At 62.3% G+C, this 25,534-nt stretch carries 32 protein-coding genes; 18 read left to right on the top strand and 14 right to left on the bottom strand.

The window, feature by feature from the left end; translation table 11 throughout:
• Positions 1–12 precede the first annotated feature (12 nt).
• The gene (locus ACQ4MS_RS02680) at positions 13–837 is read right to left on the bottom strand and encodes a putative hydro-lyase (RefSeq protein ID WP_431097560.1); all 825 of its coding nucleotides are present in this window, start codon (positions 835–837) and stop codon (positions 13–15) included.
• A 126-nt stretch (positions 838–963) separates the two neighbouring features.
• On the bottom strand, positions 964–1,875 hold the full coding sequence (locus ACQ4MS_RS02685; protein ID WP_431097562.1) for a LysR family transcriptional regulator: 912 nt from the start codon (positions 1,873–1,875) through the stop codon (positions 964–966).
• A 131-nt stretch (positions 1,876–2,006) separates the two neighbouring features.
• On the opposite strand from ACQ4MS_RS02685, the gene ACQ4MS_RS02690 reads away from it, so the two are divergent.
• From ACQ4MS_RS02690 to ACQ4MS_RS02700, 3 genes are read left to right on the top strand one after another with little or no spacing between them, the layout of a single operon-like run.
• On the top strand, positions 2,007–2,990 hold the full coding sequence (locus ACQ4MS_RS02690; RefSeq protein ID WP_431097563.1) for a TRAP transporter substrate-binding protein: 984 nt from the start codon (positions 2,007–2,009) through the stop codon (positions 2,988–2,990).
• A 2-nt stretch (positions 2,991–2,992) separates the two neighbouring features.
• A complete protein-coding gene (locus ACQ4MS_RS02695) occupies positions 2,993–3,502 on the top strand; it encodes a TRAP transporter small permease (RefSeq protein ID WP_431097564.1) in 510 nt (169 codons plus the stop codon).
• Between the two features lie 15 nt (positions 3,503–3,517).
• Positions 3,518–4,813, top strand: a complete 1,296-nt coding sequence (locus tag ACQ4MS_RS02700) for a TRAP transporter large permease (RefSeq protein WP_431097565.1) — start codon at positions 3,518–3,520, stop codon at positions 4,811–4,813.
• A 6-nt stretch (positions 4,814–4,819) separates the two neighbouring features.
• Here the strand turns inward: ACQ4MS_RS02700 and ACQ4MS_RS02705 are convergent, their stop codons facing one another.
• Positions 4,820–5,536, bottom strand: coding sequence for an aspartate/glutamate racemase family protein (locus ACQ4MS_RS02705; protein ID WP_431097566.1), 717 nt, complete (start codon positions 5,534–5,536; stop codon positions 4,820–4,822).
• Between the two features lie 37 nt (positions 5,537–5,573).
• Between ACQ4MS_RS02705 and crcB the strand changes: the two genes are divergently transcribed.
• The gene (gene crcB, locus ACQ4MS_RS02710; protein WP_431097567.1) at positions 5,574–5,960 is read left to right on the top strand and encodes a fluoride efflux transporter CrcB; all 387 of its coding nucleotides are present in this window, start codon (positions 5,574–5,576) and stop codon (positions 5,958–5,960) included.
• Positions 5,961–6,091: 131 nt separating this feature from the next.
• Positions 6,092–7,255: a helix-turn-helix domain-containing protein gene (locus ACQ4MS_RS02715; protein ID WP_431097568.1), complete on the top strand. Its 1,164-nt coding sequence runs from the start codon at positions 6,092–6,094 to the stop codon at positions 7,253–7,255.
• A 74-nt stretch (positions 7,256–7,329) separates the two neighbouring features.
• Here ACQ4MS_RS02715 and ACQ4MS_RS02720 read toward each other — a convergent pair whose 3' ends face one another.
• The 4 genes from ACQ4MS_RS02720 to ACQ4MS_RS02735 form a co-directional block, all read right to left on the bottom strand.
• Complete coding sequence (locus ACQ4MS_RS02720; protein ID WP_431097569.1) at positions 7,330–7,806, bottom strand: copper chaperone PCu(A)C; 477 nt, start codon at positions 7,804–7,806, stop codon at positions 7,330–7,332.
• Between the two features lie 55 nt (positions 7,807–7,861).
• Positions 7,862–8,437, bottom strand: coding sequence for a YcnI family protein (locus ACQ4MS_RS02725; RefSeq protein ID WP_431097570.1), 576 nt, complete (start codon positions 8,435–8,437; stop codon positions 7,862–7,864).
• Between the two features lie 213 nt (positions 8,438–8,650).
• Positions 8,651–9,037: a DUF2946 family protein gene (locus ACQ4MS_RS02730; RefSeq protein WP_431097572.1), complete on the bottom strand. Its 387-nt coding sequence runs from the start codon at positions 9,035–9,037 to the stop codon at positions 8,651–8,653.
• A 141-nt stretch (positions 9,038–9,178) separates the two neighbouring features.
• On the bottom strand, positions 9,179–9,700 hold the full coding sequence (locus tag ACQ4MS_RS02735) for a GNAT family N-acetyltransferase (RefSeq protein ID WP_431097574.1): 522 nt from the start codon (positions 9,698–9,700) through the stop codon (positions 9,179–9,181).
• 188 nt (positions 9,701–9,888) lie between these two features.
• Between ACQ4MS_RS02735 and ACQ4MS_RS02740 the strand changes: the two genes are divergently transcribed.
• The 8 genes from ACQ4MS_RS02740 to ACQ4MS_RS02775 all read left to right on the top strand — a co-directional run bounded on the left by ACQ4MS_RS02740 (position 9,889) and on the right by ACQ4MS_RS02775 (position 16,483).
• Positions 9,889–10,485 carry a hypothetical protein gene (locus ACQ4MS_RS02740; protein ID WP_431097575.1) on the top strand — a complete coding sequence of 199 codons (597 nt, stop codon included), beginning with the start codon at positions 9,889–9,891 and terminating at the stop codon, positions 10,483–10,485.
• Positions 10,486–10,525: 40 nt separating this feature from the next.
• Complete coding sequence (locus ACQ4MS_RS02745) at positions 10,526–10,846, top strand: 2Fe-2S iron-sulfur cluster-binding protein (RefSeq protein ID WP_431097576.1); 321 nt, start codon at positions 10,526–10,528, stop codon at positions 10,844–10,846.
• Positions 10,847–11,095: 249 nt separating this feature from the next.
• Complete coding sequence (locus ACQ4MS_RS02750; RefSeq protein ID WP_431097577.1) at positions 11,096–12,205, top strand: M14 family zinc carboxypeptidase; 1,110 nt, start codon at positions 11,096–11,098, stop codon at positions 12,203–12,205.
• Positions 12,202–12,963: an alpha/beta fold hydrolase gene (locus ACQ4MS_RS02755; RefSeq protein WP_431097578.1), complete on the top strand. Its 762-nt coding sequence runs from the start codon at positions 12,202–12,204 to the stop codon at positions 12,961–12,963. The genes ACQ4MS_RS02750 and ACQ4MS_RS02755 overlap by 4 nt, the downstream gene beginning before the upstream one ends.
• Before the next feature lie 145 nt (positions 12,964–13,108).
• Entirely contained in the window at positions 13,109–13,534 is a 426-nt protein-coding gene (locus ACQ4MS_RS02760; protein WP_431097579.1) for a hypothetical protein, read from the top strand.
• Positions 13,535–13,635: 101 nt separating this feature from the next.
• Positions 13,636–14,454: a c-type cytochrome gene (locus ACQ4MS_RS02765; protein ID WP_431097580.1), complete on the top strand. Its 819-nt coding sequence runs from the start codon at positions 13,636–13,638 to the stop codon at positions 14,452–14,454.
• Positions 14,451–15,737, top strand: coding sequence for a c-type cytochrome (locus tag ACQ4MS_RS02770; protein ID WP_431097582.1), 1,287 nt, complete (start codon positions 14,451–14,453; stop codon positions 15,735–15,737). Before ACQ4MS_RS02765 ends, ACQ4MS_RS02770 begins: the two co-directional genes overlap by 4 nt.
• Before the next feature lie 194 nt (positions 15,738–15,931).
• On the top strand, positions 15,932–16,483 hold the full coding sequence (locus tag ACQ4MS_RS02775) for a DUF4166 domain-containing protein (protein ID WP_431097583.1): 552 nt from the start codon (positions 15,932–15,934) through the stop codon (positions 16,481–16,483).
• Between the two features lie 161 nt (positions 16,484–16,644).
• Here ACQ4MS_RS02775 and ACQ4MS_RS02780 read toward each other — a convergent pair whose 3' ends face one another.
• On the bottom strand, positions 16,645–17,901 hold the full coding sequence (locus tag ACQ4MS_RS02780) for an MFS transporter (RefSeq protein ID WP_431097585.1): 1,257 nt from the start codon (positions 17,899–17,901) through the stop codon (positions 16,645–16,647).
• A 326-nt stretch (positions 17,902–18,227) separates the two neighbouring features.
• Here ACQ4MS_RS02780 and ACQ4MS_RS02785 point away from each other — a divergent pair, with 326 nt between their 5' ends.
• The 3 genes from ACQ4MS_RS02785 to ACQ4MS_RS02795 are packed head-to-tail and all read left to right on the top strand — an operon-like array spanning position 18,228 to position 20,071.
• Positions 18,228–19,538, top strand: coding sequence for an NAD(P)/FAD-dependent oxidoreductase (locus ACQ4MS_RS02785; RefSeq protein ID WP_431097586.1), 1,311 nt, complete (start codon positions 18,228–18,230; stop codon positions 19,536–19,538).
• Between the two features lie 49 nt (positions 19,539–19,587).
• Entirely contained in the window at positions 19,588–19,731 is a 144-nt protein-coding gene (locus ACQ4MS_RS02790) for a hypothetical protein (protein ID WP_431097587.1), read from the top strand.
• Between the two features lie 7 nt (positions 19,732–19,738).
• Positions 19,739–20,071, top strand: a complete 333-nt coding sequence (locus ACQ4MS_RS02795) for a VF530 family DNA-binding protein (protein ID WP_431097589.1) — start codon at positions 19,739–19,741, stop codon at positions 20,069–20,071.
• On the opposite strand, the gene atpE is transcribed toward ACQ4MS_RS02795, so the two are convergent.
• A complete protein-coding gene (gene atpE / locus ACQ4MS_RS02800) occupies positions 20,068–20,304 on the bottom strand; it encodes a F0F1 ATP synthase subunit C (protein ID WP_092127043.1) in 237 nt (78 codons plus the stop codon). The two genes, ACQ4MS_RS02795 and atpE, sit on opposite strands and share 4 nt — an antisense overlap.
• Before the next feature lie 42 nt (positions 20,305–20,346).
• On the opposite strand from atpE, the gene ACQ4MS_RS02805 reads away from it, so the two are divergent.
• Both ACQ4MS_RS02805 and ACQ4MS_RS02810 read left to right on the top strand, forming a co-directional pair.
• Entirely contained in the window at positions 20,347–21,063 is a 717-nt protein-coding gene (locus ACQ4MS_RS02805) for a pseudouridine synthase (RefSeq protein WP_431097590.1), read from the top strand.
• A 40-nt stretch (positions 21,064–21,103) separates the two neighbouring features.
• Positions 21,104–21,862, top strand: a complete 759-nt coding sequence (locus ACQ4MS_RS02810; RefSeq protein WP_431097591.1) for an SDR family NAD(P)-dependent oxidoreductase — start codon at positions 21,104–21,106, stop codon at positions 21,860–21,862.
• 131 nt (positions 21,863–21,993) lie between these two features.
• Here ACQ4MS_RS02810 and ppk2 read toward each other — a convergent pair whose 3' ends face one another.
• The 5 genes from ppk2 to ACQ4MS_RS02835 all read right to left on the bottom strand — a co-directional run bounded on the left by ppk2 (position 21,994) and on the right by ACQ4MS_RS02835 (position 25,367).
• Complete coding sequence (gene ppk2 / locus ACQ4MS_RS02815) at positions 21,994–22,899, bottom strand: polyphosphate kinase 2 (protein ID WP_431099520.1); 906 nt, start codon at positions 22,897–22,899, stop codon at positions 21,994–21,996.
• 262 nt (positions 22,900–23,161) lie between these two features.
• Positions 23,162–23,401 carry a YdcH family protein gene (locus ACQ4MS_RS02820; RefSeq protein WP_431097593.1) on the bottom strand — a complete coding sequence of 80 codons (240 nt, stop codon included), beginning with the start codon at positions 23,399–23,401 and terminating at the stop codon, positions 23,162–23,164.
• A gap of 46 nt (positions 23,402–23,447) precedes the next feature.
• Positions 23,448–23,885, bottom strand: a complete 438-nt coding sequence (locus tag ACQ4MS_RS02825; protein ID WP_431097594.1) for a universal stress protein — start codon at positions 23,883–23,885, stop codon at positions 23,448–23,450.
• Between the two features lie 222 nt (positions 23,886–24,107).
• The gene (locus ACQ4MS_RS02830; protein ID WP_092127063.1) at positions 24,108–24,389 is read right to left on the bottom strand and encodes a DUF427 domain-containing protein; all 282 of its coding nucleotides are present in this window, start codon (positions 24,387–24,389) and stop codon (positions 24,108–24,110) included.
• 309 nt (positions 24,390–24,698) lie between these two features.
• Positions 24,699–25,367, bottom strand: coding sequence for a glycine zipper 2TM domain-containing protein (locus tag ACQ4MS_RS02835; RefSeq protein ID WP_431097596.1), 669 nt, complete (start codon positions 25,365–25,367; stop codon positions 24,699–24,701).
• Positions 25,368–25,534 lie beyond the last annotated feature (167 nt).

Genomic DNA, 25,534 nt, shown 5'->3' on the forward strand with positions numbered 1-25,534 from the left:
AAAAAAAGGGCCTCAGAGAGTGGCCAGGTGGTGGTTCAACAAATCGGTGATCAGCATCGCGCCCGGAGCGTGCGTAATGCAGAACTCGGGACGGGCCTGCATGATGGCTGCCTGCGGCGTGACGCCGCAGGCCCAGAACACAGGAATTTCATCAGCCAACACCTCAACCGCGTCGCCGTAGTCGGGACTGGCCAGGTCGGAGATGCCGATTTGTGCCGGATCACCAATGTGCACGGGCGCGCCATGTACATCGGGAAACCGCGACGTAATCTGGACAGCGCGAATCGCATCCGCAGCCTTGAAGGGCCGCATGGTGACCACCATGGGCCCGTGAAATGGTCCTGCCGGCACGGTCGCGGTGTTCGTACGGTACATCGGTACATTCCGGCCCTGGTCGATGTGCTTGATGCGCAACCCGGCTTCCTGCAAGGCTTGTTCGAACGAGAACGAACAGCCGAGCACAAACGTCACCATGTCCTTGCGCCACAGCGCGCTGATGTCCGTCGGCTCGTCGACCAGTTCACCGTGCCGCCACACACGGTAGCGCGGCAGGTCGGTGCAGATATCGATGTCCGCACCCAGAGCCGGCAACCCTGCATGCCCGGGCTCGGAAACCGCCAGCACGGGACAGGGCTTGGGGTTGCGCTGGCAGTAACGCAGGAAGTCCCCGGCTTCAGCAGCCGGAAGGATGACTACATTCCCCTGCACATGGCCGTTGGCCAGGCCGCTCGTCTGCGATGTCCATCGGCCTTGGCGGATAACGCTGCGTACGTGAGCGGCATCGTTGATGCCGCCTGCGCCGAAAACCGAGAGTGCCGATTCAGTCGATGTGCTCACCAGAAAATTCCCCGTTGCGTATGTCACTTTCATGACGATGGGCGAATTGTGTGAGTGTCGCGGGCCTTCAGCAAATTCAAAATTTTTCGCTTACGTCATCGATTTTTTCGATGATAAGGGTTTACCTTAGACCACTTTCTGACGCCCTTTTGGTGCGTTTTTCCGGCTACCGGCAAAAACAACCGCCGATTGCAGAATCGTTTCCACCGTCTTGGAACTGGGATCCGTGCGGTAACTGGCGTGGATAGGCAAGGACTGCAGTTTCGCGTCGCAGGTCAATGGTTTCAGCCGGGCAAAGCCGGTCAGCCGCTCAACCGCCGCGCGCGGCAGCATGGCGACGCCGAAGCCTCCCTGCACCAGTTGCACCATCGCGGAAATCGACGAAATCGCATGCACCTTTTTGGGCTCCAGCCGGTGTTGCCTGAACAGGTCGAGCAGCGTGACGTGCGGCTGCGAGCCCTTCTGGAAGGTGAGCAATTCCATTTCGGCCAGCTCGCTGAGGCGGTAGTTCCGCTTCTTGTGCAGCTCCGGATGGCCGACAAACACCATGTCCATGGTCGGAAGCGCCTGGTTGCGAACACCTTCAGCGGATGCGGGCAGCACGGCAAAAACCAGGTCCAGGGTGCCGCGCTGGATCTGGTCCACCAGAATGGGCGTGGTTTCCACCGTCAGCTCCAGCTCCAGCCCCGGGTGCTCCGCCCTGAGCTTTTCGAGCCATGGAATCAGCCAGGAATGCAGGACCGATTCAATGGCGCCAATGCGCATGGAAACCGCCATGGGCTCGCCCGACCCCATCTCATGCTTGACCTCGCGCTGCAGCTCGAGCAGCTTTTGCGCATAGACCAGAAAGCGTGCGCCCGCCGCGGTGAGCTTGAACTGCTTGCCCGCCCGATCCAATAACAGAATGCCCAGCTCCTCTTCCAGCGTGGCGATGCGGCTGGACATGGCCGACTGCGTGAGGAAAAGCTTTTCGGCCGCACGCGAAATACTTTTGAGCGAGGCCACCCAATAAAAGGCTTCAACAAAACGCAGGTTCATGGCTGGCTCTCGGCATCAGGGGAACGGGCTGGAACAAGGTGCGCCGGTTTTCGGGGTATGCCCGGTGAAACTGGCGCGGGATTTGCGTCTATCCTATTACTACTTATTAATTCCTTGTCCTGGAGCTTTTCATGAAATTCAAAGTCACCCTGGTGGCCGCTTCACTCGCATTCGGCACCAGCGCCTTCGCCCAGACCAAATGGGACCTTCCCGCCGCCTACCCGGCCAGCAATTTCCATACAGAAAACCTGACGCAGTTCGCTGCAGACGTCGACAAGGCCAGCGGTGGCAAGCTCAAGATCACGGTGCATGCCAATGCCTCCTTGTTCAAGGCCAACGAGATCAAGCGCGCGGTGCAAGGCGGCCAGGCACAGATCGGCGAAGTGCTGCTGGTCAACTTCGAAAACGAGAATCCGATTTACGGTGCAGACGGCCTGCCCTTTGTGGCCTCCAGCTACGCCACGGCACACAAGCTGGCCGAAGCGCAAAAGCCGGCACTGGAAAAGCTGCTGGGCGCGCAAGGCATGAAGCTGCTCTACACCGTGGCCTGGCCACCCCAGGGCATTTACGTCAACAAGGAAATCACCGCTGTTGCTGACATGAAGGGCCTGAAGTGGCGCGCCTACAGCCCGGCTACCAGCAAGATTGCCGAACTGGTCGGTGCGCAACCTGTGACCGTGCAGGCAGCGGAATTGAGCCAGGCCATGGCAACAGGCGTCGTCAACAGCTACATGAGCTCGGGATCGACCGGCTACGACACCAAGACCTATGAAAGCATCAAATACTGGTATGACGTGCAGGCCTGGTTGCCCAAGAACGCCGTCATCGTCAACAAAAAATCCTTTGACGCGCTGGATGCGCCTACCCAGGCGGCTGTCCTGAAAGCTGCCGCCGACGCAGAAACCCGCGGCTGGAAAGTCAGCGAGGAAAAGAATGACTTCTACAAAAAAGCACTGGCTGAAAAAGGCATGAAGATCATGACGCCTTCCCCCAAACTGGTGGCCGACTTGCGCCAGGTAGGCGGCATCATGAAGGCCGACTGGATCAAACGCGCCGGCCCCGAGGGCGAAGCCCTGCTGTCGGCCTTCGACAAATCCAACGCCGCGAAGAAATAAGCATGCGCCGCATGCTCGATGCGCTGTACGACGGCGCAGCATGGCTCGGAGCGCTGTTCATGATCGGCACGCTGGTGTCGGTGCTGGCCGGCGTGCTGGACCGCCAGTTCGCCTGGTCCCTGCGCGGTACCGACATGTATGCGGGCTACTGCATGGCGGCCAGCGGCTTCCTGGCGCTGGCCCACACCCTCAAGAAGGGTGAGCACATCCGCGTCACGCTGATCCTCAACGGGCTGAAGGGCACGGCACGGCGCGCGCTTGAAATCTGGGCTCTGGCTGCAGCCACCGTGCTTTCCATGCTGTTCGCCTGGTACAGCGTCATGCTGTCGGTCAACTCCTATGCCTACCACGATATCTCCACCGGCAGCGACGCCACGCCGCTGTGGATTCCGCAAATCACCATGGGGGTGGGCGCGGTCATCCTGATGGTCGCATTTATCGACGAGCTGGTGCTGGAGATCCGGGGCCGGCGCGCCCATGCGGGCAGCGATGAAGCGCTGCATCATGAATAACAACAAAGAGCCTTCATGTCCGATCTCGCCATCACCTCGCTGCTGATTCTTTCGCTTTTCCTGATCCTGGGCTCCGGCGTCTGGATAGGCCTCACGCTGTCGGGCGTGGCCTGGATAGGCATGCAGCTGTTTTCTTCACGCGCCGCCGGTGACGCCATGGCGGTGACCATCTGGGGGTCTTCGTCAAGCTGGACACTGACGGCCCTGCCCCTTTTTGTGTGGATGGGGGAAATCCTGTTCCGCACCAAGCTCAGTGAAAGCATGTTCAAGGGCCTCGCGCCCTGGGTCAGCCGCTTGCCGGGCGGCCTGTTGCATACCAACGTCATCGGCTGCACCATCTTCGCCGCGGTGTCGGGCTCTTCCGCCGCGACCTGCGCCACCATCGGCAAGATGACGCTGCCGGAGCTGGCCAAACGCGGCTACCCCGAAGACATCACGATAGGATCCCTCGCAGGCGCCGGCACGCTGGGCCTGCTGATCCCGCCGTCCATCATCATGATCGTCTACGGCGTCAGCGCGGACGTGTCGATCGCCCGGCTGTTCATCGCGGGCGTTTTTCCCGGCCTGCTGCTGGCCTCGCTGTTCTCCGGCTACCTCGTCGTGTGGGCCCTGCTGAACAAAGGCAAAATCCCCCCGCCTGATGCCGCGATGAGCTTCGGTGAAAAAATCTACGAGTCGCGCCACCTCATACCGGTCGTGCTGCTGATAGGCGCCGTGCTGGGCTCCATCTATACCGGCGTGGCCACCGCGACCGAAGCCGCGGCCATCGGCGTCGTCGGATCGCTCGTGCTGGCTGTGGTGCAGCGATCCATGAACTGGAGCACCTTCAAGGAATCACTGCTGGGCGCCACACGCCTGTATTGCATGATCGCGTTGATCCTGGCCGGCGCTGCCTTCCTGACGCTGAGCATGGGTTACATCGGGCTGCCGCGCCACCTGGCCGAATTCGTTTCAAGCCTCGGGCTGAGCCCCTTCATGCTCGTCGTCGTGCTGAGCATCTTCTACGTTGTTCTGGGCTGCTTCCTGGACGGGATTTCGATGGTGGTGCTGACCATGGGCGTGATCCTTCCCACGGTGCAGGCGGCCGGACTGGACCTGATCTGGTTCGGCATCTTCATCGTCATCGTGGTCGAGATGGCGCAAATCACGCCGCCCGTAGGCTTCAACCTGTTTGTGCTCCAGGGCATGACCAAAAAGGAAATCACCTACATCGCGCGGGTGACCTTGCCGTTTTTCCTTCTGATGTGCGGCATGGTATTGCTGCTCTGGTTCTTCCCGCAGATCGCCACCTGGCTGCCGGGCAAGATGTAAGGCAGCTCATCTCCAGGGGCGCAGCAGCCGTTCATCGTCGGTCAGCGCCCAGGTCTTGAAGCCGGTGGCCTCTTCAATCGCCTGGCGGTACGGCGGCAAGTTGGTGCACTCAAGCACGACCGCCTGCAGCGAAGGCTCACACTGCCTCAGGGTCACCGCCGCTGCCACCACACCGCTGCACGCCTTCTCCCAGTCCATGGTCGGGCGATTGCCCAGGATGGCAGTGGCGAACTCCCCGCCGGGATCCACCCCCTGCACCACCACATCCGCCAGCCGTTCACGAGCCACACCCGCAGCGCGCAAATGCTCAGCACCCAACGCCGCGGAGCTGATGGTCAGCACACCCACCCTGGCATGGCGTGCGAGCAGCATAGGCAATTGAAGCAGGCTGGAGGTGACGACAGGAACCTGTACCGCCGCCTGGAGCTCGTCCTGCAACAGGACCAGGAAACCGCAGCTGGTGGTGATGGCTCGCGCACCCTGGCTCGCCAGGGCCTGAACCGCCTGGACAAAAGCCGGCACCACGCCCGCGTCCCGCAAGCCGTCGCCGCTTTGCACCACTTTGCGGGGCCAGGCGCCCTGCACTACATGCTGGCGAACCGGAACGCCGAAAGCTTCAGGATGCCCGATATCGCCCGGCCAGCGGGGAAACCGTGTATCAAGCATCACCACCCCCAGGAAGTCCAGAGGCCCGCCGGCAGCGGGGGCTGGGGTTAAAGTCATGGCTCCATTGTCCCGCCAAACAAAACACCCCATCGCCATGCTGAACGTCATCGCCATTTCCATCGGAGCTTCAATCGGTGCGCTGGCGCGCTGGGGCCTTGGCCTGTGGCTGACGCCCGGAGGTCTGATTCCCTGGGGCACCCTGGCAGCCAACCTGATTGGCGGCTACCTGATTGGCATCTGCATTGCCGGCTTTCAATCCATGCCCAACCTGGACCCGGTGTGGCGGCTGGCGCTGGTCACAGGCTTTCTGGGCGGCCTCACCACGTTCTCCTCGTTTTCGGCCGAAGTCGTGATTTTCCTGATGGAAGCGCGCTACGGACTGGCGGCGCTTACAGCCACTGTCCACGTACTGGGATCGCTGCTGATGACCGTGGCAGGGCTCAAAACTGCTATGTTTTTTATAGCTAACAACGCACGCTGAATACTGGGGAAGGTCTTTTTTTCTTCATGAAAAAAGTGCCAAATCACTCCCCTTGTCTTCGCCCTGCTCAAGCCGCATAGGCCATCCACACCGCACGCTGCACAAGCGGCAGGAATTGGACACAATGCACCATGGCTTCCATGACACCCTTCCGCTCCGCCCCGGCCACGGGGGGACAAGACAGGCTGGCGCGCATTGGTCACGCACGCCAGGCGGTTCTTTACGGTGATCCGCTGCCTGCGGGCACTGAGCCTTTGGTCGAGAACTGGATAGAGCGTTCCTGGCTGCGCTGTCTTGCCCAGGGCCACCGGCCGGAGCAGGTCCCCTCCTTCGCCATGGTGTCTGCCGCGGCCCTGCGGCGCACCCTGGAAGCCAATCACCAGCTGGTGCAGGCTGCGAGACCTGTGCTCGAAAAACTGGGCCAGGCCATTGCTGACACACGCTATTTCGCTATCCTGGCCAATCAGGCTGGTGTGGTGATCAATGTGAATGGTCCGATAGACCGGCGAGACTGGCGCGCCGACATGATCACGCGCATCGGCACGGACCTCTCGGAGCAGCAGGTGGGAACCACCGCCATCGGCGCGGCGTTGACCGAACTGCAGCCGGTGTGGCTGCATCGGGGCGAACATTTTTTTGATGCGACTTCTGTCTACAGCTGCGCCGGTGCACCCTTGTTCGGCCCGGACGGCCGCTGCGCCGGCATGCTGGACCTCACGGGCATCGAGGCGGCCGAGAGGCCCGAGCTCAAGCACCTGGTGGCGCAATCCGCGCGCAGCATCGAGAACGCGCTCACCCTGGCCAGCCCCCACGCCTTGCTGGTGCGGCTGAACTGGCCGGGCCGCACGCTGGGTGATGAAAGCGACGGGCTGGTGTGTGTGGATGCCGACGGCGGCGTCACCGGTGCCAACCAGGCGGCGCGGCAAATGGTCTCGCAGCTGGGGCACCGCTCAGGCGCCGCGCTCCATTGCAACGACCTTTTTGCCATGCCCTTCGAAATGCTGTTCGACGCGGCGCAGCGCCAGGCCCCGGTGAACGGCGGGGTCCTTGAAGTACCGCTGTGGACAGGCCTGCGCCTGCATGCAACGGCGCAGCTGCGGGGCCGTGGACCACTGCAGGTGACGCCCAGCCTGCCGCCATCAGCCACGGCATCGCGAACGCTGAAAGAACTCGAAACCGCCTTGATTCACAAAGCGGTGAGCGATGCACGCGGCAACGTGCTCCAGGCCGCCAGGGCGCTCGGCGTCAGCCGGGCCACTGTTTACCGCCGCCTGGGCTCCGGTAAACGCAGCTAGCAACCCGGCCCGCGGCCACACCTGTTCCGACGTGCCGCCCGGGTTTACCGCTGCGCTCTTGAGGGACGATAAAGTCAGTGCTTGTGCCCGGCCGCGGATCCCGGCGCCGCGGTGGCAACCGGCAGCTTCAGCTCCAGTTTGCTTTCCGCACCTTTGGCATCCTTGAACAGCAGGGTCACGGGGACAGTGCTGTCCTTGGCCAGCGGCGCTTTCAGGTCCATCAGCATGAGGTGGTAGCCGCCCGGTTTGAGCTCGACCTTTTTGCCGGCAGGCAAGGCAAGCGATGGCACAGCGCGCATTTTCATGACGTCGCCTTCCATCTTCATCTCATGCACTTCAGCCACCCCTGCCACCGGTGACGACACGCCAACCAGTTGCGCCCCGTCTTTGGCGGTGAGGCTCATGAAAGCGCCGGTACCCTTTTGACCCTGCACGGTCGCGCGCGCCCAGGCACCCTCCACTTTGACCTGCGCAGGCTGGGCTAAAGCCGCGACGCAAGCCCATGCCACCGAAAGTGCCAGTGCGGCTTTTGAAAAAGTTGAAGATTTCATGTGAATGTGTTCCTTGAAGCGATCAATGATTGTGAAATAAACGCAGCTGGGCCACTCAGTGATTGTGCTCACCGCCACCACCAACAGGCATTAACTCCAGTGCTGCGGCAGGGCTTTTCAGGTCAGACAGTTTTTGGCCCGGTTTGGGAATCTCAGCCCAATCAACTTTGCCCTCTTCACAAATCTGGCTCACGGGCCAATACATCATGCCGGCCTTCGCGGGCAGCTTCGCCTGCAGCACAAATTCGTCATACCAGTCATTCTGCAAATAGTCGGCCGGCGTTTTGGCCGTCCAGCTGATGCGCGACACTTCTTCGGTGATGGTTTTACCGTGGTCCTGCCGGGACTGGGCCAGCTTCTCACGGGTGACTTCCAGTGTCCATCCTGCCTTGGGCATGGGTTTGGCGCCCTGCACACCGGCGGGGATCGTCACAACAAGCTGCTTGACGGGTGAGGTGCCGCAACCGTGCCCGACTTTGAACGTGCCTTTGTAATAGCTGCCCGCATTGGCGACCTGGTATTCCAGCGTGACGTGGGCCGCGGCCGGCAAGGAAATGGCAAAAAAGAGGCCTGCAGCCCAATAAGGCCGGGCAAAGGCAGCTATGTTTTTAATGGTATTCAGGTAGGTCATGGTTGACTCTTTACGAAATTGAAAATTAGGGGCACCAAGCCCGAAGGCAGAGCATGGGTTCGGCTCCGCCAGCGCGGTGGTGCCACCAGGCGAGCGCAGGAGGCACGTAAGGCTTCGTGGAACGCGCGTTTGAAATGAACAAAGCCAACGCACACAGGCCGCAAGGGGCCGCGCGCAGGAATGCCTCAAGCCTCGGGTAAGAGGCGGTTCAGTTCAAAGTACGGGAGGCCCGCGGCTGAAAGGCAGCCCGGGAACGGCGGCGCCGGTAGCCGCAGGGAAGCCGGCGGTAACAACCTCGTTGCCGGTAAAGCACGGTGAGGCCGCCTCGGGCAGCGTCGGCAACACCAAGGCAATGGAGCCGCACAAGTCGCAGCGCATGCCGGACTCTGCGGCATCAGCGCCACCGGAGGCAGTGCTGTCCGCTGAATCGGCGCCCAACGTGTTGGCGCTGCAAATGCCCCCCAGCTTGCCGGTGCGCACATCCTGGGCCAGCATGGACACCGGCGCCCACAACGCTGACAGCACGGCCAGGAAGGCCAGCCAGACGGCGAGGCGTTCCCATATGGGCAGGGTCAGGCGGGGAGCGGGATGGAGAGGCACGTGGGCAATTATAAGGACGCGTTTTTAGCGAGGGCCTCGCCCGGATTTTGCGTGGCCATGGTCTTTAGCGGGTTGCTGGCCGGGGACCCTCGGGCCAGCACCCTTGGCAAGGCGCAAACCTTAGCCCGGGAGTTTCAGCGCTCAGTCAACCGCACGCTTGAGCCGGATCTCTTCCAGTTTGGCACTGCCAAACGCAACCGTCTTGAGCGAAGGCATCTCGCGCTTGAACCCTGCAGCCTGTTCGTAAAAACGCAATGCGCGCTCATTGCGCAGCAGCACCCACAGCGTGACCTGCGTGCAGCCTTCTTCCTTCAAGCCTTCGCGCGCGCCATCCCAGAGGGCCAAGCCCGCCCCCTTGCCCCAATGCGCGGGCAGGACGTACAAGACCCAGATCTCCCCCACCGTAGATTTGGTGCCGGCATCGCGTGAGCGGTCAAAACCGACAAAACCCACGATCTCGTCGCCCTGTGTGGCCACCAGCAGTTGCGGCTCGCTGAATTCAATCGCTTCGCGCCAGTAAGGCAGGCGTTTTTCCACGGTGATCTTGGCGAGGTAATCCTCCGGCAGGAGGTCCTTGTAGGCGGCTTGCCAGGTGGCGACATGAATCTCTGCAATGGCTTTGGCATCGCGGGACGTGGCGGGACGGACAGAATAGCTGGACATGGGAATCGGGGGTGTTTGTTCTGGAGGTCGGAAAAAATCCGGCGGAGCGGAATTGTCGCCCAAATCGCCCCGCACCCGGCAACACATCCGCCCAACGGCGGCCGGTGACGAACGGATGCCCCCGTGGGACACTGGCACCGGGTCGGGTACATTCGGCGCACCGCAACATTTACAAGCGCCTGCACATCATGGCCCAACGCCTCCGGTTTCCCCTGCAAATGACCTTCAAGCTTCTCGCCCTTGCGCCGCAGTTCCTGGTCAAGGACGCACACGGCCAGCCGGTGGCGTACGTCAGGCAAAAACTCTTCAAGCTCAAGGAAGCCATCACGGTTTTTACCGATGAGACGCAGGACCAGCCGCTGTACCAGATCAAGGCCGACCGCGTAATTGATTTTTCACCGCTTTACCACTTCACCGACCCACAGGGCCTGGCGCTGGGAGGCATCAAACGGCACGGCATGCGTTCCATGTGGAAGGCCGGTTTTGACGTGCTGGACCATGGCGTCGTCCACTTCAGCATCAATGAAAAAAGCGTGATGACGCGTTTTCTGGACGGCCTCTTCGGCCAGATTCCGCTGATCGGGTTGCTTTCTGGCTACCTGTTCCATCCTGCTTACCAGGTCACCAGGCCCGACGGCACGCTGGTGGCCGAACTCACCAAACAGCCCGCGCTGTTTGAGGGCCGGTTCACCGCAGAGCAGATGGCCCCCGTCAATGAGCGTGAAGAGCAGCAGTTGCTGCTGGCGCTGGTGACCGTGCTGCTGCTGGAGAGCGCGCGCGGCTAGCGCATACGCTGGCGCAGGCAGCCCACAACCCGAGACAGCGATGGACGATGCAGACCACCCTGGCGACCCGGCGGATCCGGTGGATCCGGTCCACTTCAGCGCCCGGCTGGATCCGGAGGGTGCGCATTTCAGCGTCTCACCGTCCCTGCCGATCCTGCAGTCGGCGCTGCTGGCCGGCGTGGCGCTGGACAGCTCCTGCCGCAACGGCACCTGCCGCACCTGCATCCGCCGGCTGACCAGCGGACAGGTGGCCTACCGCATCGAATGGCCAGGCCTGAGCGCCGAGGAAAAACAGGCGGGCTACATCCTGCCCTGCGTGGCGTATCCCACCTCGGACGTGGTGATTGAGCCGGCCGGCTGAGGCGGCGCAGCCCGCGCCGCTGTGCGGGACGGCTGCCGGGTCTTGCCGGCACCGCCGGGCTCAAGCGTATTCAAGAAAAAACCGGCTGTAGCCCAATAGTTACGGGCGCAAACTGCTCCTGTTTTGATAGCGATTACCTGGACGATGGCGACCCCTCTGGCGCAGACCGCCGCTTAGGCCGCCACAAAGACCACCGGCTGTTACCAGGCCTGTAGTGCGCCTGTCAAACAAATGTGCAAGGATGGCCGGATGCACGACCTGCCTTCGAGCGCCGCCGCAAAAAGCCCCAGCAGCCCGCACAGCTTTCACAGCCCCTACAGCTTCACGCCGGCGCGGGACGCATCAGCCAGCTTCCCCGAACTGGAGGAGCTCAAGGCGATCCTGCTGGCCGGCAGCGCCCACCTTGATGTTGCCGTGGTGGCCGAAGCGCACACGGCCGGGCCCTCTTTTCCGCTCTACACAGCCAGCATCGGCTCCAGCGACCCGCAGGCGCCCGTCGTCGGATTCTTCGGCGGCATCCACGGGCTGGAGCGCATCGGCACGCAGCTCGTCCTGCACTATATGCGCGTGCTGCTGTTCAGGCTGGAATGGGACGAGCTGCTGCACCGGCAGCTCGAAAAGGTCCGGCTGGTGTTCATGCCCATCGTGAACCCCGGCGGCATGTGGGCGCACAAGCGCGCCAACCCGCAAGGCGTGGACCTGATGCGCAACGCGCCGCAGCGCGCCGACAGCCGCGTGCCCTGGCTGGCGGGCGGGCAAACGCTGAGCGCGCTGCTGCCTTGGTACTGCGGGCAGCCCGGCGCGCCCATGGAAGTGGAAAGCACGGCATTGCTGCAGGTGGTGCATGACCAACTCGCCACCCGCCCCTTCAGCCTGGCTCTGGACTGCCATTCGGGCTACGGTTTTCAGGACAGCATCTGGTTTCCGTATGCGCGCACGCGCCGGCTGATGGGCCATCTGCCCGAGATGTTTGCGCTCAGGACCATGCTGGCGCAGTCACACCCCCACCATGCCTACAGCTTTGAGCCGCAAAGCAACCAGTACCTGCTGCATGGCGACCTTTGGGACCATGCTTACGACCGCGCGCCGGCGGGTAACGTCTTTTTGCCGATGACGCTGGAGCTGGGCTCATGGCTGTGGATACGCAAGAACCCGCGCCAGCTGTTTTCGCGGCACGGCATCTTCAATCCCATCAAGGCGCATCGCACCAAGCGCGTGCTGCGCCGCCATGCGGACTTGCTGGACTTCCTCACGCGGGCCGCATTTGCCGTGCCGCGCTGGCTGCCCGAGGGCGAGCAGCGCGCCCAGCTGACCCGGCTGGCAACGGCCCACTGGCGGCCCCGGCGGGTGCTGGGATGAGCTGGGTGTTGCTCCGGGGCCTGACACGCGAAGCTCGCCATTGGGGCGGTTTCGCCGACCAGCTCGCCCGTGCGCTGCCCCCCTCGTCACCGGGAGCCACCCGGGTGCTGGCGCTTGACCTGCCGGGCAATGGCGTATTCCACCAAGAAGCATCGCCCGCCTCTGTGGCCGCCATGGCGGATTTCGCGCGTGCACAGCTGCAGGCACGCGGCCTGCCCCCGCCCTATCGCCTCTTGGCGATGTCGCTGGGCGGCATGGTGGCGGCCGACTGGGCGCTGCGCCATCCGCGGGAGGTCGACCGGATGGTGCTGATCAACACCAGCATGCGGCCCCTGGGCAGCATCACCGAACGCCTGCGCCCGGGCAACTGGCTGCCGCTGGCGATGGTGGCTGCACGCTGGAGCGATCCACAATTTTCCGAGCGCACGATTCACGCGCTCACCTGCAACCGTGCCTCGCAACGCGAGGCAGACATTGCGGCATGGATGCAGATACGCCAGGATGCCCCTGTGACCGCTGCCAACGCCTGGCGGCAGCTGAAGGCGGCAGCGGCTTTCACCATGACCGCACCGCCGTCCTGCCCCACCCTTGTGCTGTCTTCCGCCGCCGATCATCTGGTGCACCCGCGCTGCTCCACCCGGCTGGCCCAGGCCTGGCAGGCCGCACACCAGATACACCCCTGGGCCGGTCACGACCTGCCGCACGACGACCCCGACTGGGCTTGCCGGCGCATTGCGGGGTGGGTGGAAGCCTCCTGAAGTTGCTATGCTTTTAATAGCTGCCTACGCCTGTATACATAGGGCAAAAAGGCACTTTTGTCTTAAGAATGAGGTTGTGGAAGGTCCAGACCGACGCCAAAGCGCAGCTCAGGCAAAATCGTCCGTGTCTATCCAGGACAAGTCCATGAAAAAGCTCCCTGCGCCCAAAGCCGCGCCTGTAACCACTCACGCCGCCTTGCCCGACGCCGCGACTACGCCAGCTGCCGGACCCGCTCCGCGCAACAAGCGCATGTGGGCTCTCGCGCTGGGCACGGCCGCGGCCTGGCACCTGGACCCGGCCCTCGGCGAAATGGCGGAGATGATCGGCATGATTGCCTGCGCCGGCAACAAGACCCTGGCCAAGGACGCCATCGCAGAAATGCGCAGCAAGGCCGACAGCCTGCGTGCACAGATCCCGCCGCTGCCGGCCAGCGCGCTGTCCAAGGTGGTGAGGCGCGCTGAAGCCGCCTGCGGCGCGGTGCTCGACAAAGGTGTGCGCGTGAAGGAAGTGCAAGCCAGCTGGGACCAGTTCCTCACCTGTGTGCGTGCCCTTCAGGACACACGCAAATAGCCAAGGGTCAGCGGTGCGGGCTTTGTCGCCGCGCCGCGCGCCAATGTTTCCTGGCGGCATCCAGGTTTACGCCGAAGTCAAGGCTGGGGCATGATGACGCCATGCCAAACACCTGCTCCACGTACGTTCGAACCACCTGCTTGTGCCTGCTTCGCCTCCTTGCCGCCTTTGCCGCCTTTACCGCCGCGGCCTGGATGGCCATCAGTCCCGCCACTGCGGCACCGTTTGAAGACACCATTGCCCAGCGCGCCATGGCCTGCACCGCCTGCCATGGGCCACAGGGGCGTGCAGGCCCCGATGGCTACTACCCGCGCCTGGCGGGAAAACCGGCGGGTTACCTTTACAACCAGCTCCTTAATTTTCGCGACGGCCGCCGCCATTACGGCCTGATGACGCAGCTCATCGCGCCGCTCAGCGATGCCTACCTGATGGAGATTGCACAGTATTTCTCCCGGCTCGAAGTGCCCTACCCCGCACCGCTGCCCGCAACCGCATCGCCCGGTGTCATGCGCCACGGTCAGCAGCTCGTCATGCAAGGGGATGCCGCGCGCGGGCTGCCGGCCTGTGTGCAATGCCATGGCCAGTCCATGACCGGCGTCGCCCCCAGTATTCCCGGCCTGCTGGGCTTGCCGCGCGACTACCTCAATGCCCAGCTGGGCGCCTGGAAGGCCGGCCAGCGCCGGGCACACGCGCCGGACTGCATGAAGAACGTGGTGGATCATCTCACCCCGGATGACATCAATGCCGTCGCCAGCTGGATCGCGGCGCAACCCCTGCCGGCAAGCACCAAACCGGCCACCACGATGCCCGCGCCGGCACCCGGCGCCGTGGCCATCACTTGCGGCAGCGCAGCGGACCTGCCCGCCGTGCCGGTGTTGCCGGTTGCGCCCGCCGGGCCCGTCAGGAAAGCGCAAAAATGAAAACTTTCCTCAAATGGGCGGCAGGCTTTTTCACCCTGGCGATCGCGGCGGTCGCCCTGGTATGGGTACTGAATGGGCGCGATGAAGTCGACGTGAGAACGCCGGTGGCTGCCGCCGCACCCAGCGACAGCCTGATTGCCCGGGGTGCCTACCTGGCACGCGCCGGCAACTGCCAGGCCTGCCACACCGTGCAAGGCGGCCAGCCCTATGCGGGCGGGCGCGGCATTGCCACACCTTTTGGCACGGTGTTCACATCCAACCTCACGCCCGATACCAAAACCGGCATCGGTGCATGGTCGTCTTCGCACTTCTGGCGGGCGATGCACAACGGCCGCTCCAAAGACGGGCGCCTGCTGTACCCCGCCTTTCCGTACACCAGCTACACGCAGGTCACACGTGAAGACTCCGACGCGATCTTTGCCTACCTGAACAGCCTGCCCGCCGTAGCGCAACCCAACCAGCCGCACGCGTTGCGTTTTCCCTATCAGTCGCAAGCAGCGCTGGCGGTGTGGCGCGCCCTTTATTTCAGCCCCGGCGTGTACCAACCAGACTCCGCGCGCAGTGCCGAGTGGAACCGTGGCGCCTACCTGGTCAAGGGGCTGGGCCACTGCGCGGCCTGCCATACCGCCCGCAATGCACTGGGCGCCAGCGAACAGCGGCTGGACCTGGCGGGCGGCCTGATTCCCATGCAGAACTGGTATGCGCCATCGCTCACATCACCTTACGAGGCCGGCGTCAGCGACTGGGACAGCCAGGCTATCGTGAGCCTGTTGAAAAACGGCGTATCCCCCCGTGCCTCGGTCACAGGGCCCATGGCTGAAGTCGTGCAGCGCAGCACCCAGTATTTGAGCGATGCGGACCTGGGTGCCATGGCACAGTTTTTAAAAGAGCTGCCCGCCTCACACACCGCGCCGCCGCAGCCTGCCGCCATCAAAACGCAAGGCGATTCAGTGGAACGCGCCGCCAAACTCTATGAGCAGCACTGTGCCCAGTGCCACGGCGCAAAAGGCGAAGGTATCGCCAATGCGTACCCGGCACTGGCCGGCAACCGCGCCGTGACCATGGGGCAGGCCGTCAACCTGGTGCAGATCGTGCTCAATGGCGGCTACGCACCGTCTACTGCGGGCAACCCGCGCCCCTTCGGCATGCCGCCTTTTGTGCTGGCGTTGAACGATCCCGACATGGCGCTGGTGCTCACGCACATCCGGCAATCGTGGGGTAACAAGGCAAGCGAGATCACGGCGGTGGAAGTGAACCGGATACGGGCGAATTCGGGGCGGTAGACGAAGGCACTGCGCATTGTTTGTGAGGCTGGACGCAATAGTCTTCATCTCAATACACCAGAGACTGGACCGACAGCGCCTTTCATGCCGAAGACTGCGAATGCCAGCCGCGCACCTAAAATCAGCTGCAGTGTGCAGCCCCCCGTTTCTGATGATCCGGTTCACGGCGGACTGCACCGCAACCGAAAGAGCGCATGTCCGCAGTCGTTGAAACCTGGTTTGGTGAGTCCTTCGCACAATTGCACCCGTTGCTCCAGGAACTTCATCGGTCTGGAGGCACGCTCTCAGGCACAGTCGAGATTCGCCTGGGCACCGGCCTTGCAGGCTGGGCAGGTCGGCGGCTTGCGCAAAAACTCGGTGTCCCGCCTCGCGACGGGACTGCGTCGATGAGCGTTTCCATCTTCAGCACCGACACCGAGCTTCACTGGAACCGCACTTTCAATAAAACTTCCAGGTTTGCCTCAACCTTCACACCGGCAGGTCGTTATCCATCGGGTTACTGGGTCGAGTCATCGGGCCTGCTTCGCCTTAAGCTGGGTGTTTCCATTGTCAACGGCGGCTGGGTCTGGCGGCCCATCGGAGGCCGGCTAGCGGGGGTGCCCTTCCCCCTTTGGCTCTTGCCTCACACGGCAGCATCGAAGTGCATCAACAATGGTCTGTACCAGTTTAAAGTCGAGGTTGGCCTCCCCCTCCTTGGCACGGTGCTCTCTTACAGCGGAAACCTGGTGGCTGGGCCTCTCAGGTGAAAGCGCAGGTGGCTAGATGCATCCAGCTGGATTGAAAGTCGTACCCATTTCCTTCAACGGTACCCGGTGAGTGACCATCCTCCAGCGAGCTGTATTTGATTCAGACGCTACGCTTATCAAATTCTGGTTTCACAGCCAAGCAACTTAAACGCCTGGAAGCCTCAAGAACCAGCGGGCGGCGTCACCATCTTGTCCCTCCGTGACAGCGACGGGAACATCCTGAACCAGGCTGCCGCCACCAGCAGCGTCCCCACACCCCCGGCAACCACCGATCCCACCGGCCCCATCAGCGCAGCCGTGGCGCCGGATTCAAATTCGCCCAACTGGTTGGATGCCCCGATGAACACCGAGTTCACGGCGCTGACGCGGCCGCGCATCTCATTGGGAGTTTCGATCTGCACCAGGGTCTGACGCACCACCACGCTCACCATGTCGGCCCCGCCCGAGATGGCCAGTACCAGCAGCGACAGCACAAAACTGGTCGACAAACCAAACACCACCATGCAAACGCCATAAAGGGCGACAGCCGACAGCATGGTCAGCCCGACACGGCGCTCCAGCGGCCAGCGTGTGAGCAATGCCGACACCAGCAGCGCGCCGGCAGCGGGCGCCGCGCGCAGCAGGCCCAGGCCCCAGGGCCCGACATGCAGGATGTCTTTGGCGAACATGGGCAGCAGCGCGGTGGCACCGCCCAGCAGTACGGCAAACAGGTCCAGCGATACGGCGCCCAGCAGGGCTTTGCGTTGCCACACGAATTCGACACCGGCCAGCAGCGTGCGCAATGTGACCGGCTCGCGCGGCGGCGGCACGTGGTCGTAGCGCAGCACGGCAATGAGCACGCAGCCGGTGGCGAACAGGAAGGCGCAGGTGGCATACACCGCTGTGGCGCCAGCCACAAAAATCACGCCGCCCAGCGCAGGCCCGCCGATGACGGCCGCCTGCATGCCGGCCGAGCTGAAGGCCATGGCGCGCGGCAGCATTACAGGAGGCACCAGCATGGGGGTGAGCGCCTGCTGCGCGGGCATCTGGAAGGCGCGGGCCACACCCAGCATGATGGACACCCCCAGCAACAGTTCGCGCGAAGCCCAGCTGTGAGAAGCACCGGACAGCTGCCAGCCCTCTGTGGCGGCGACAAGGATCAGGGCGACAGTGGCCTGCGTCACCAGGCAGGCGGCGATGATGCGGCCGCGGTGGACGCGGTCAGCCACGTGCCCGGCCACCAGCGTGAGCAGCAGTGCCGGCACAAACTGGTAAAGACCCACCAGGCCAAGGTCCCAGGCGCTGCCGGTCAGTTCATACATCTGCCAGCCCACGGCCACCATCAGCATCTGGTTACCTGTGGTGCCGAAAAGCCGGGCGAACCACATGCGCATAAAAGCGCGCTGGCGGGTCAGTTCTGCAAATGTGTGTGTCGACATGCGGGCCGAAGCTTAACAGCGCCACGCCCGCAGGACTCCGCAAAGACTCCCATGAGGATCTGGCCTTCACGGCACTATTGCTATTGATTTGATAGCTACTTGCGACCGCCTTTCCTGGGCAAAACAGGATTTTCTGTCTATATCCAAGCTTGGGCCCAACCGCCTGCTCCGGTGGATGACAGCTTTCCATGACTCAAAAAATCCCCGGATAAGCTGATCTGCTGGCCTGGAAATTAGACCGCTGGCCTTGAGTGCCTGGCCGTTTTGGCAAGGCGGGCAGTTAACATGGCGGCATAACAGGGCCACCCTGGCACCAGGAGGAAGTTATGCACCGCATCGTCATCGTGGGCGGAGGCGCCGGAGGGCTGGCGCTGGCCACACAATTGGGTAAACGCCTGGGCAAAAAGGGCCTGGCCGAAGTCACCCTGGTGGACGCCGCCCGCACCCATGTCTGGAAACCGTTGCTGCACCAGCTGGCCGCCGGCAGCTTCGACACGCATGCCGAAGAAATTGAATACCTTGCGCAGGCTCGCTGGAACCACTTCAAATTCCGCCTGGGAAGCCTGACCGGCGTGAATCGCCAGAATAAGACGCTGCAGCTGGCCGCCAGCCATGACGAGGCCGGCCGCGAGATCACGCCGGCCCAGCAACTGGCCTATGACACGCTGGTCATTGCCGTCGGCAGCCAGACCAACGACTTCGGCACGCCGGGCGCGGCCGAACACACCATCAAGCTGGACAGCCCGCAGGCGGCCAAGCGCTTTAACGACCGGCTCATCAACGCCTGCATTCGCGCACAAACCGTGCCGCGCATGGCCGGGAGCGGTCGCCTCACAGTCGCCATCGTGGGAGGCGGCGCAACAGGCGTGGAACTGGCCGCCGAGCTGCACGCCGCAGCGCGCGTGCTGGCCAATTACGGGTTTGACCACATTCACCCGGAAAAGGATTTGCAGATCGTGCTGGTCGAAGCCGCGCCGCGCCTGCTGGCCCAGTTGCCGGAGCGCCTGAGCGAATCGGCCATGCGCGAGTTGCGCAAGCTGGCCATTGAAGTGCACACCAACGAAAAAGTGGTGGAAGTCACTCCCGACAGCCTGAAGATGGCCAGCGGCAAGGTCATTTCGTCCAGTATCACGGTGTGGGCGGCCGGCGTGAAGGCCTCCGATTTTTTGCGCTCCCTGGGCGGGGACGACTCGCTGGAAACGAACAAGCTCAACCAGCTGATGGTGAACGGGAACCTGCAAAGTACGCGCGACCCAAGCATCTACGCCTTCGGCGATTGCGCGGCATGCCAGCAGCCCGACGGCACCTGGGTGCCGCCGCGCGCCCAGGCCGCTTACCAGCAGGCCATGTACCTCACGCGTTCACTCTCAGACCTGATCGCGGGCAAACCCGTCGCTCCCTTCGTGTTCAAGGACCAGGGGTCGCTCGTATCACTGTCAGAATATTCGTCTGTCGGCAGCCTGATGGGCAGTCTCACCAAGGGCAGCTTTTTCATCGAGGGCCAGTTGGCGAAATTCATGTATTGGGGGTTGCACAAGCAGCACCAGCTGGCCCTGGGCGGCTTCAAGAAAACCGCGCTGATCACGTTGTCGGAAATGCTGGACCGCACCTATCGCCCACGCATCAAGTTGCACTGATAATCAGCCCATCCCCCTATCAACCTCACTCAACCCAACGGAGAAAACCATGGCAAAAGGACAGCAAAACAACAACAAAATGGTCAAGAAGCCCAAGAAGGACACCTCGCCACCCAAGCCGGTCTCGCCCGACGCAGTGCGCCCGACCATCGTCACGCAGATTCCCCTGCGCGGCAAGCTGAAAAACAAATAAGGCCTTGATGGCCGGCTCTGGCGACTTGCCCGCAAACCTGCCCGGGGACGCTCCGGCTGTTGCTCCAGCGCAGCCGGGCAACCCGTTGCATGGTGTCAAACTGGAGGCCATTGTCACGGCTCTCTCAGACCACTACGGCTGGGAAGAACTCGGCCAGCGCATCAACATCCGCTGCTTCACCAGCGATCCCAGCGTGGCATCGAGCCTGAAGTTCTTGCGCAAGACGCCCTGGGCGCGCGAGAAAGTCGAAAGCCTTTACCTCTTCATGCTGCGCGAAGTCAAGCGCAGCAGCCCGCCGGTTCATAACTTCCCGCCGCCTAAAACCAAGCTCCAGCCCTAGAGGGGATTGGCAAACAAGAGCATCATGGCGATGCCCACACCGATCAGGAAGTTGGCATCGATCAACCCGGCCAGCAGAAACATCTTGACCTGCAGCGGCTCCATCAATTCAGGCTGGCGTACGGCACCTTCCAGAAATCGCCCACCCATCGCGCCTATCCCCATACAGGCGCCGATGGCACCCAGGCCGATGATCAATCCACATGCAATGGCAATGGCACCTGCGTCAGTCATGATTCCTTCTCCTTGGTTAAAAACTGTTTCGATGGCTAAATCATGAAGGTTGGCCCGCAGCAGAACAATTACCCCGCAGGTAATGCCGGTGCCGCCCTGGTAATTCCCGGTGTCGCGTTGCTGCACGCTGATGAATTCCTGGTGGTGCTGGACAAGCCATCAGGGCTGCTTTCGGTGCCCGGGCGAGGTGAAGGCAAGCAAGACTGCCTGAGCACCCGCGTGCAGGCCGTCTTTCCAGATGCCCTGATCGTGCACAGGCTGGACCAGGCCACCTCAGGCCTGATGCTGATGGCACGCGGCGCGGCCATGCAGCGCGCGTTGAGCCGGGCATTCGAAACGCGTGAGGTCGGCAAGCGCTACGTGGCAGTGGTGAGCGGCCACTTACCCGCACCGGATGATCCAGACAGTTCCAACGGTTGGGGCCTGATCGATCTCCCCATCATCGTCGACTGGCCACGCCGCCCGCTGCGCATGATCGATGCAGAACGCGGCAAACCCAGCCAGACCCGTTGGCGCGTGCTCTCGCACGACGCGGAGGTGAACACTACACGCGTGGAACTCGAACCGGTCACTGGTCGGTCACATCAATTGCGCGTGCACCTGAAAGCGCTGGGCCATCCGATTTTGGGCGATGCACTGTACGCACCCGAAGCAGTACAGGCGGCTGCGCCGCGCTTGCTGCTGCATGCCGCAGCGCTGCGGCTCACGCACCCGGCGAGCGGGCTGGGGATGGCATTTGAAAGCAAGCCCGGCTTTTAGATCGCAAACAGTTCCATGGCACCGGCGCTACCATGCAGCCATGACCTCACATCTCACCCTTATCACAGGTGCCTCGCGCGGCATGGGCCTGTCAATGGCGCGCCAGTTGCTCACCGCCGGGCACACGGTGCTCGGCATTTCGCGCACAGTTGTTCCTGAGCTGGAAGAACATGCGCGGCATGTCGGTGCCAAGGTGCTGCAATGGCAGCATGACCTCGCGGACAGCGGATCACTGAACGGCAGACTGGAAAGCTGGCTGAAGGATTCGCAGGCCGAAGCACCCTGGACCAGCGTCACGCTCATAAACAATGCAGGCGTGATTCCGCAGATCAGCCCGCTGGCCGATATTGGCGCCAACGACTTGGCGCGGGCACTGCGCGTGGGCCTGGAAGCGCCCATGCAAATCACCGCCGCTTTCCTGCGCGCCACCGGCAGCTGGCAAGCACCGCGCAAGGTGCTCAATATTTCCTCCGGCCTGGGCCGCCGCGCCATGGCGTCGCAAGCGGCCTACTGCGCCGCCAAAGCCGGCATGGACCATTTCACCCGCTGCTTGGCACTGGAAGAAGCCCTGAAGCCCCACGGCGCCAAAGTCTGCTCGCTCGCGCCCGGTGTGATCGACACCGGCATGCAGGAGCAACTGCGCGCAGCCGATCCCAAAGCCTTTCCGGATCGCGATTCGTTTGTGGGTTTGAAAACGGGTGGCGTGTTGACATCACCCGAAGATGCGGCGGCACGCATCCTGGCTTTCCTGGCACGGCCAGACTTCGGCGCCAATCCAGTAGCTGACGTGAGGGACTGACCGCTCCCCACTGGTTACCAAAGGACTCTTAAACCCAGCAGGAGCAGCGGAACCGGCTTTGCCGGGCCGCTGGCTTCGCCCCCTCTGCATGGGGGGAACAGACTACACACCGTGAGTCTGGACGGGGGTGTTCAATATATTTCGGGCACCACAATGTTTTGTGGGACCGGCGTGCGCACATAGTCCTCGTGGCGCACGCGTTCGGGCAGCACGATAGGCGGGTGTGCGGTTTCCTGGTAGGGCATCTGCTGCAGCAGGTGGTGGATGCAGTTCAGGCGGGCTTTTTTCTTGTCGTCCGCCTGCACCACCCACCAGGGGGCTTCGGGAATGTGGGTGCGCTCCAGCATGACTTCCTTGGCCTTGGTGTACTCCTCCCAGCGGCGGCGTGATTCCAGGTCCATGGGGCTGAGCTTCCATTGCTTGAGCGGATCATGAATACGGCCCAGAAAGCGCAGGTGCTGTTCTTCATCGGAAATGGAGAACCAGTACTTGATCAGCTGTATGCCCGAACGCACCAGCATCTTTTCAAACTCAGGCACGGTGCGGAAAAATTCTTCGTACTGGTCGTCGGTGCAAAAGCCCATGACGCGCTCCACGCCGGCGCGGTTGTACCAGCTGCGGTCAAACAGGACGATTTCGCCAGCGGCGGGCAAATGGGACACATAACGCTGGAAGTACCACTGGGTACGCTCGCGGTCGTTAGGGGCCGGCAGTGCCGCTACTCGGCACACGCGCGGGTTGAGCCGCTGGGTAATACGCTTGATGACACCGCCCTTGCCGGCGGCGTCGCGGCCTTCAAACAAAATGACCACCTTGTGGCCGGTGCTGACCACCCAGTCCTGCAGCTTCACCAGTTCGGCCTGCAGGCGGAACAGCTCGCGGAAATACTGCCGGCGATTTTCTTTATCCTGCGCCGCATCTTTGGGGCTACGGGCGGGGGATTCCTCACCGATGAGTTCGGCCACGGTGCGGTCTTCAATCTCCATCTCCAGCTCTTCGTCGTAGCTGTCAATCAGGTCATTGCGGATCCGCCGCATCAATTCTTCGTCGCTTGAAGTCAAGGGTATCTCCCGCAAAAACCGGAAATCGGTCAACACTCCAGCGTACCGGAGGTTCATTGCAGTTTGATGAAAATGGCAACGAGCCCTGTCTGCGCCGCCCCGTGGGATTTCAGATTAATGCTCAGCAGTTGAAACGATGGACTGCGCATTTCATTGCTTCATTTTTGATAGCTGCCGGCGCCCGTCTGTATTGGATTGCAAAGCAATCCATCCCAATACATTCCGCCCCGTCACACAATCATTCCTTTTTCAGGATCTGGTAAATTTCGTCTTTGGCCTTGAGCCGCCGTTTTTTCAGGTCTTCCAGTGCCTCATCGGTGATGGCACCCACACCTTGCTCATATTTCGCAATGGCGTGGTTATCAGCGTCGTACTGGGCAAAGAGCGCGGCAAAGTGCGGATCCGACACTTTGAGGCTGCGCATTTTTTGCAGGTACTCCGGGAACTCGTGTGCAATATCGTGATTCAGCAAGTCCATTTGACGCTCCTTCAAGTGGCGCGCATGCCGCCAGAAAAACTGCCGGTTAGTCGCGAACCACCAGCACAGGTAAATGCGAATGGGAAAGTACCTGGGCGGTGACGCTGCCCAGGACCAGTTTTTCAAGCCCGCGGCGGCCATGTGAGCCCATGACAATCAAATCCGCATTGACCGATTCGGCGGTATCGAGAATGCCGCGGTAAATCGCATGGCCTTCCACCACCGAGCCGGTTGCCGTGATGCCTATTCCTTCGAAGGCCTGCTTGGCAGCCTTGATGGCTTCGTTGGCCTCGGCAGTGGCTGCACCCAGGTATTCCGCCTGGCCATAGGCAAAGTCGGTACCCACCCCGGTAAAGGCATAAGGGTCGATGACGTAAACAACCGTGACCTCACTCTTGAAGGCCTGGGCAACTGCCAGGGCATTTCCAATCGCCTTCCGCGAGGTGGAGGAGCCGTCAACCGGTACCAGAATGTGCTTGTACATGATGGAATCTCCTTGAAGCCAAGACAGATTCTGCGGCACGGCGCCTTAGCGGGTCAATGCCCGCCGAAGCCGCCGCTTGCCGGCCCATGGAGCCGGCGGCGAGCCGTAATGCATTGGTTATAAGCCACGGCACGGCAGGCCGCCGTCAGACAAAGCGCCGAAATAATTCCTTCACGCCAGTCGCGCTGCACCTCTGAACCTCACCCGAGCATTCGCGCGGGATCAGGGTTCGATCTTGACGCCTTTCCAGAAGGCGATATGGCCTTTGATGTTGTCAGCTTCGGGTTTGGGATCGGGGTAGTACCAGGCGGCGTCGGTGTTCATCTCACCGTTTACCAGCAATGAGTAATAGCTCGCCTGCCCTTTCCAGGAACACATGGTGTGGTGGTTACTGAAGGTCACGTAGTCGCGGTTGAGCGAGCTTTCGGGGAAGTAGTGGTTGCCCTCCACCACCACGGTGTCGTCGCTTTGCGCAATCACTGCGCCGTTCCAGATGGCTTTCATGGGAATGTCTTTCTGCGGATGCGGGATCGGATTCGGATTCGGATTCGGATTCGGATTCGGTGACAGGCGCCAATGCTACGCCCCCAGGCGAAGGCCCTTCTGTCCGGGGGTATTGTCACCGCCGGCGTGCAGTGCGGCTGAAGCGGTCAAAAAAATACCGATGACAAAGCACCGGTATTTGGGGGGGATGGCGTGAAAGTCTTATCTTTACCAGCCGGGGCCGCGGGACTGGCTTTGCCAAACCGCAGGCGCAGCGCCCCCTCGGGGGGCAGCGAACCACACGCAGCGGGGAGCGTGGGGCTCTACTATTTAGGCCAGGCGGAGGTTCTTGCCTTCAACAATGACCTTGGAACCCACAGCCACTGCGCTGGACAGCTCCATGTTGCGGACCGAGCCGTCATCCATGCGCACGCGCACTTCATACACGGTGACCTTCTTCATGTTCTTTTCGATCTGGTTACCGGCAAATGCGCCGCCGGCAACACCCAGTACTGTCATGGCAGTTTTGCCATTGCCGCCGCCCATCTGGTTGCCGACAAGGCCGCCCACCACACCGCCGGCCACGGTGCCCAGGCCTATGGTGGTGTTGCCAACATCCACGCCATTGACCTTGCCCTGGCGCTGGACCGGCGTTACAGCCTCCACGGTGCCGCAGGTCGCGCATACGTTGGCTCGGGACGACTGCGCAACCACCGCTGGGGCGTTGGTGTTTGCCTTGGCGGTTGGCGGCCGCTTGGAGGTATCGGCCGCCAGTTTGGAGGCTGTTGTACTGGTGCTATTGGATTCTGCGTAAGGCCCGCCGGTCTGTGCATCGGATCGGTTGACCACCAGCGCAGCAGCCAGGGCCAGGACAGTCACACCGAGCACCGCCACGATAGCGACGAGTGCCTTGCTGTGTTGCAGGCGTTGCGAGAAGCCCGGCTGGGGCATGGGTTGCGGCTGGATGGCCGGTTGATTAACTTGATTATTGGTGTCCATGAGGAACTCCTTTGAGTGAGCCTCAGTTGTAACCACACCGCTTGATACATCCTGTAGGACGAGGTGACATTCGTAAGGAAAGCTTTCCGGGCCTTGCAAAAAGCGTGTGGTTTTCCACACTCCAGCCGGCGTTCATCCCACCCTCACACGCCCTTCACCGCGTCTTT

The sequence above is a fragment of the Polaromonas aquatica genome, assembly GCF_050626995.1.
GTDB classification, from domain to species: Bacteria; Pseudomonadota; Gammaproteobacteria; order Burkholderiales; family Burkholderiaceae_C; genus Polaromonas; species Polaromonas aquatica_A.

Coding starts and splice junctions, on each gene's coding strand:
- ACQ4MS_RS02775 (WP_431097583.1), top strand. CDS start 15,932: ATGTCCGCAGTCGTTGAAACCTGGTTTGGTGAGTCCTTCGCACAATTG.
- ACQ4MS_RS02705 (WP_431097566.1), bottom strand. CDS start 5,536: ATGACTTTAACCCCAGCCCCCGCTGCCGGCGGGCCTCTGGACTTCCTG.
- ACQ4MS_RS02685 (WP_431097562.1), bottom strand. CDS start 1,875: ATGAACCTGCGTTTTGTTGAAGCCTTTTATTGGGTGGCCTCGCTCAAA.
- ACQ4MS_RS02715 (WP_431097568.1), top strand. CDS start 6,092: ATGGCTTCCATGACACCCTTCCGCTCCGCCCCGGCCACGGGGGGACAA.
- ACQ4MS_RS02830 (WP_092127063.1), bottom strand. CDS start 24,389: ATGAAAGCCATCTGGAACGGCGCAGTGATTGCGCAAAGCGACGACACC.
- ACQ4MS_RS02690 (WP_431097563.1), top strand. CDS start 2,007: ATGAAATTCAAAGTCACCCTGGTGGCCGCTTCACTCGCATTCGGCACC.
- ACQ4MS_RS02740 (WP_431097575.1), top strand. CDS start 9,889: ATGGCCCAACGCCTCCGGTTTCCCCTGCAAATGACCTTCAAGCTTCTC.
- ACQ4MS_RS02820 (WP_431097593.1), bottom strand. CDS start 23,401: ATGGACTTGCTGAATCACGATATTGCACACGAGTTCCCGGAGTACCTG.
- ACQ4MS_RS02750 (WP_431097577.1), top strand. CDS start 11,096: ATGCACGACCTGCCTTCGAGCGCCGCCGCAAAAAGCCCCAGCAGCCCG.
- crcB (WP_431097567.1), top strand. CDS start 5,574: ATGCTGAACGTCATCGCCATTTCCATCGGAGCTTCAATCGGTGCGCTG.
- ACQ4MS_RS02795 (WP_431097589.1), top strand. CDS start 19,739: ATGGCCGGCTCTGGCGACTTGCCCGCAAACCTGCCCGGGGACGCTCCG.
- atpE (WP_092127043.1), bottom strand. CDS start 20,304: ATGACTGACGCAGGTGCCATTGCCATTGCATGTGGATTGATCATCGGC.
- ACQ4MS_RS02760 (WP_431097579.1), top strand. CDS start 13,109: ATGAAAAAGCTCCCTGCGCCCAAAGCCGCGCCTGTAACCACTCACGCC.
- ACQ4MS_RS02765 (WP_431097580.1), top strand. CDS start 13,636: ATGCCAAACACCTGCTCCACGTACGTTCGAACCACCTGCTTGTGCCTG.
- ACQ4MS_RS02790 (WP_431097587.1), top strand. CDS start 19,588: ATGGCAAAAGGACAGCAAAACAACAACAAAATGGTCAAGAAGCCCAAG.
- ACQ4MS_RS02695 (WP_431097564.1), top strand. CDS start 2,993: ATGCGCCGCATGCTCGATGCGCTGTACGACGGCGCAGCATGGCTCGGA.
- ACQ4MS_RS02785 (WP_431097586.1), top strand. CDS start 18,228: ATGCACCGCATCGTCATCGTGGGCGGAGGCGCCGGAGGGCTGGCGCTG.
- ACQ4MS_RS02720 (WP_431097569.1), bottom strand. CDS start 7,806: ATGAAATCTTCAACTTTTTCAAAAGCCGCACTGGCACTTTCGGTGGCA.
- ACQ4MS_RS02780 (WP_431097585.1), bottom strand. CDS start 17,901: ATGTCGACACACACATTTGCAGAACTGACCCGCCAGCGCGCTTTTATG.
- ACQ4MS_RS02805 (WP_431097590.1), top strand. CDS start 20,347: ATGAAGGTTGGCCCGCAGCAGAACAATTACCCCGCAGGTAATGCCGGT.
- ppk2 (WP_431099520.1), bottom strand. CDS start 22,899: ATGCGGCGGATCCGCAATGACCTGATTGACAGCTACGACGAAGAGCTG.
- ACQ4MS_RS02770 (WP_431097582.1), top strand. CDS start 14,451: ATGAAAACTTTCCTCAAATGGGCGGCAGGCTTTTTCACCCTGGCGATC.
- ACQ4MS_RS02725 (WP_431097570.1), bottom strand. CDS start 8,437: ATGACCTACCTGAATACCATTAAAAACATAGCTGCCTTTGCCCGGCCT.
- ACQ4MS_RS02745 (WP_431097576.1), top strand. CDS start 10,526: ATGGACGATGCAGACCACCCTGGCGACCCGGCGGATCCGGTGGATCCG.
- ACQ4MS_RS02735 (WP_431097574.1), bottom strand. CDS start 9,700: ATGTCCAGCTATTCTGTCCGTCCCGCCACGTCCCGCGATGCCAAAGCC.
- ACQ4MS_RS02810 (WP_431097591.1), top strand. CDS start 21,104: ATGACCTCACATCTCACCCTTATCACAGGTGCCTCGCGCGGCATGGGC.
- ACQ4MS_RS02700 (WP_431097565.1), top strand. CDS start 3,518: ATGTCCGATCTCGCCATCACCTCGCTGCTGATTCTTTCGCTTTTCCTG.
- ACQ4MS_RS02825 (WP_431097594.1), bottom strand. CDS start 23,885: ATGTACAAGCACATTCTGGTACCGGTTGACGGCTCCTCCACCTCGCGG.
- ACQ4MS_RS02755 (WP_431097578.1), top strand. CDS start 12,202: ATGAGCTGGGTGTTGCTCCGGGGCCTGACACGCGAAGCTCGCCATTGG.
- ACQ4MS_RS02835 (WP_431097596.1), bottom strand. CDS start 25,367: ATGGACACCAATAATCAAGTTAATCAACCGGCCATCCAGCCGCAACCC.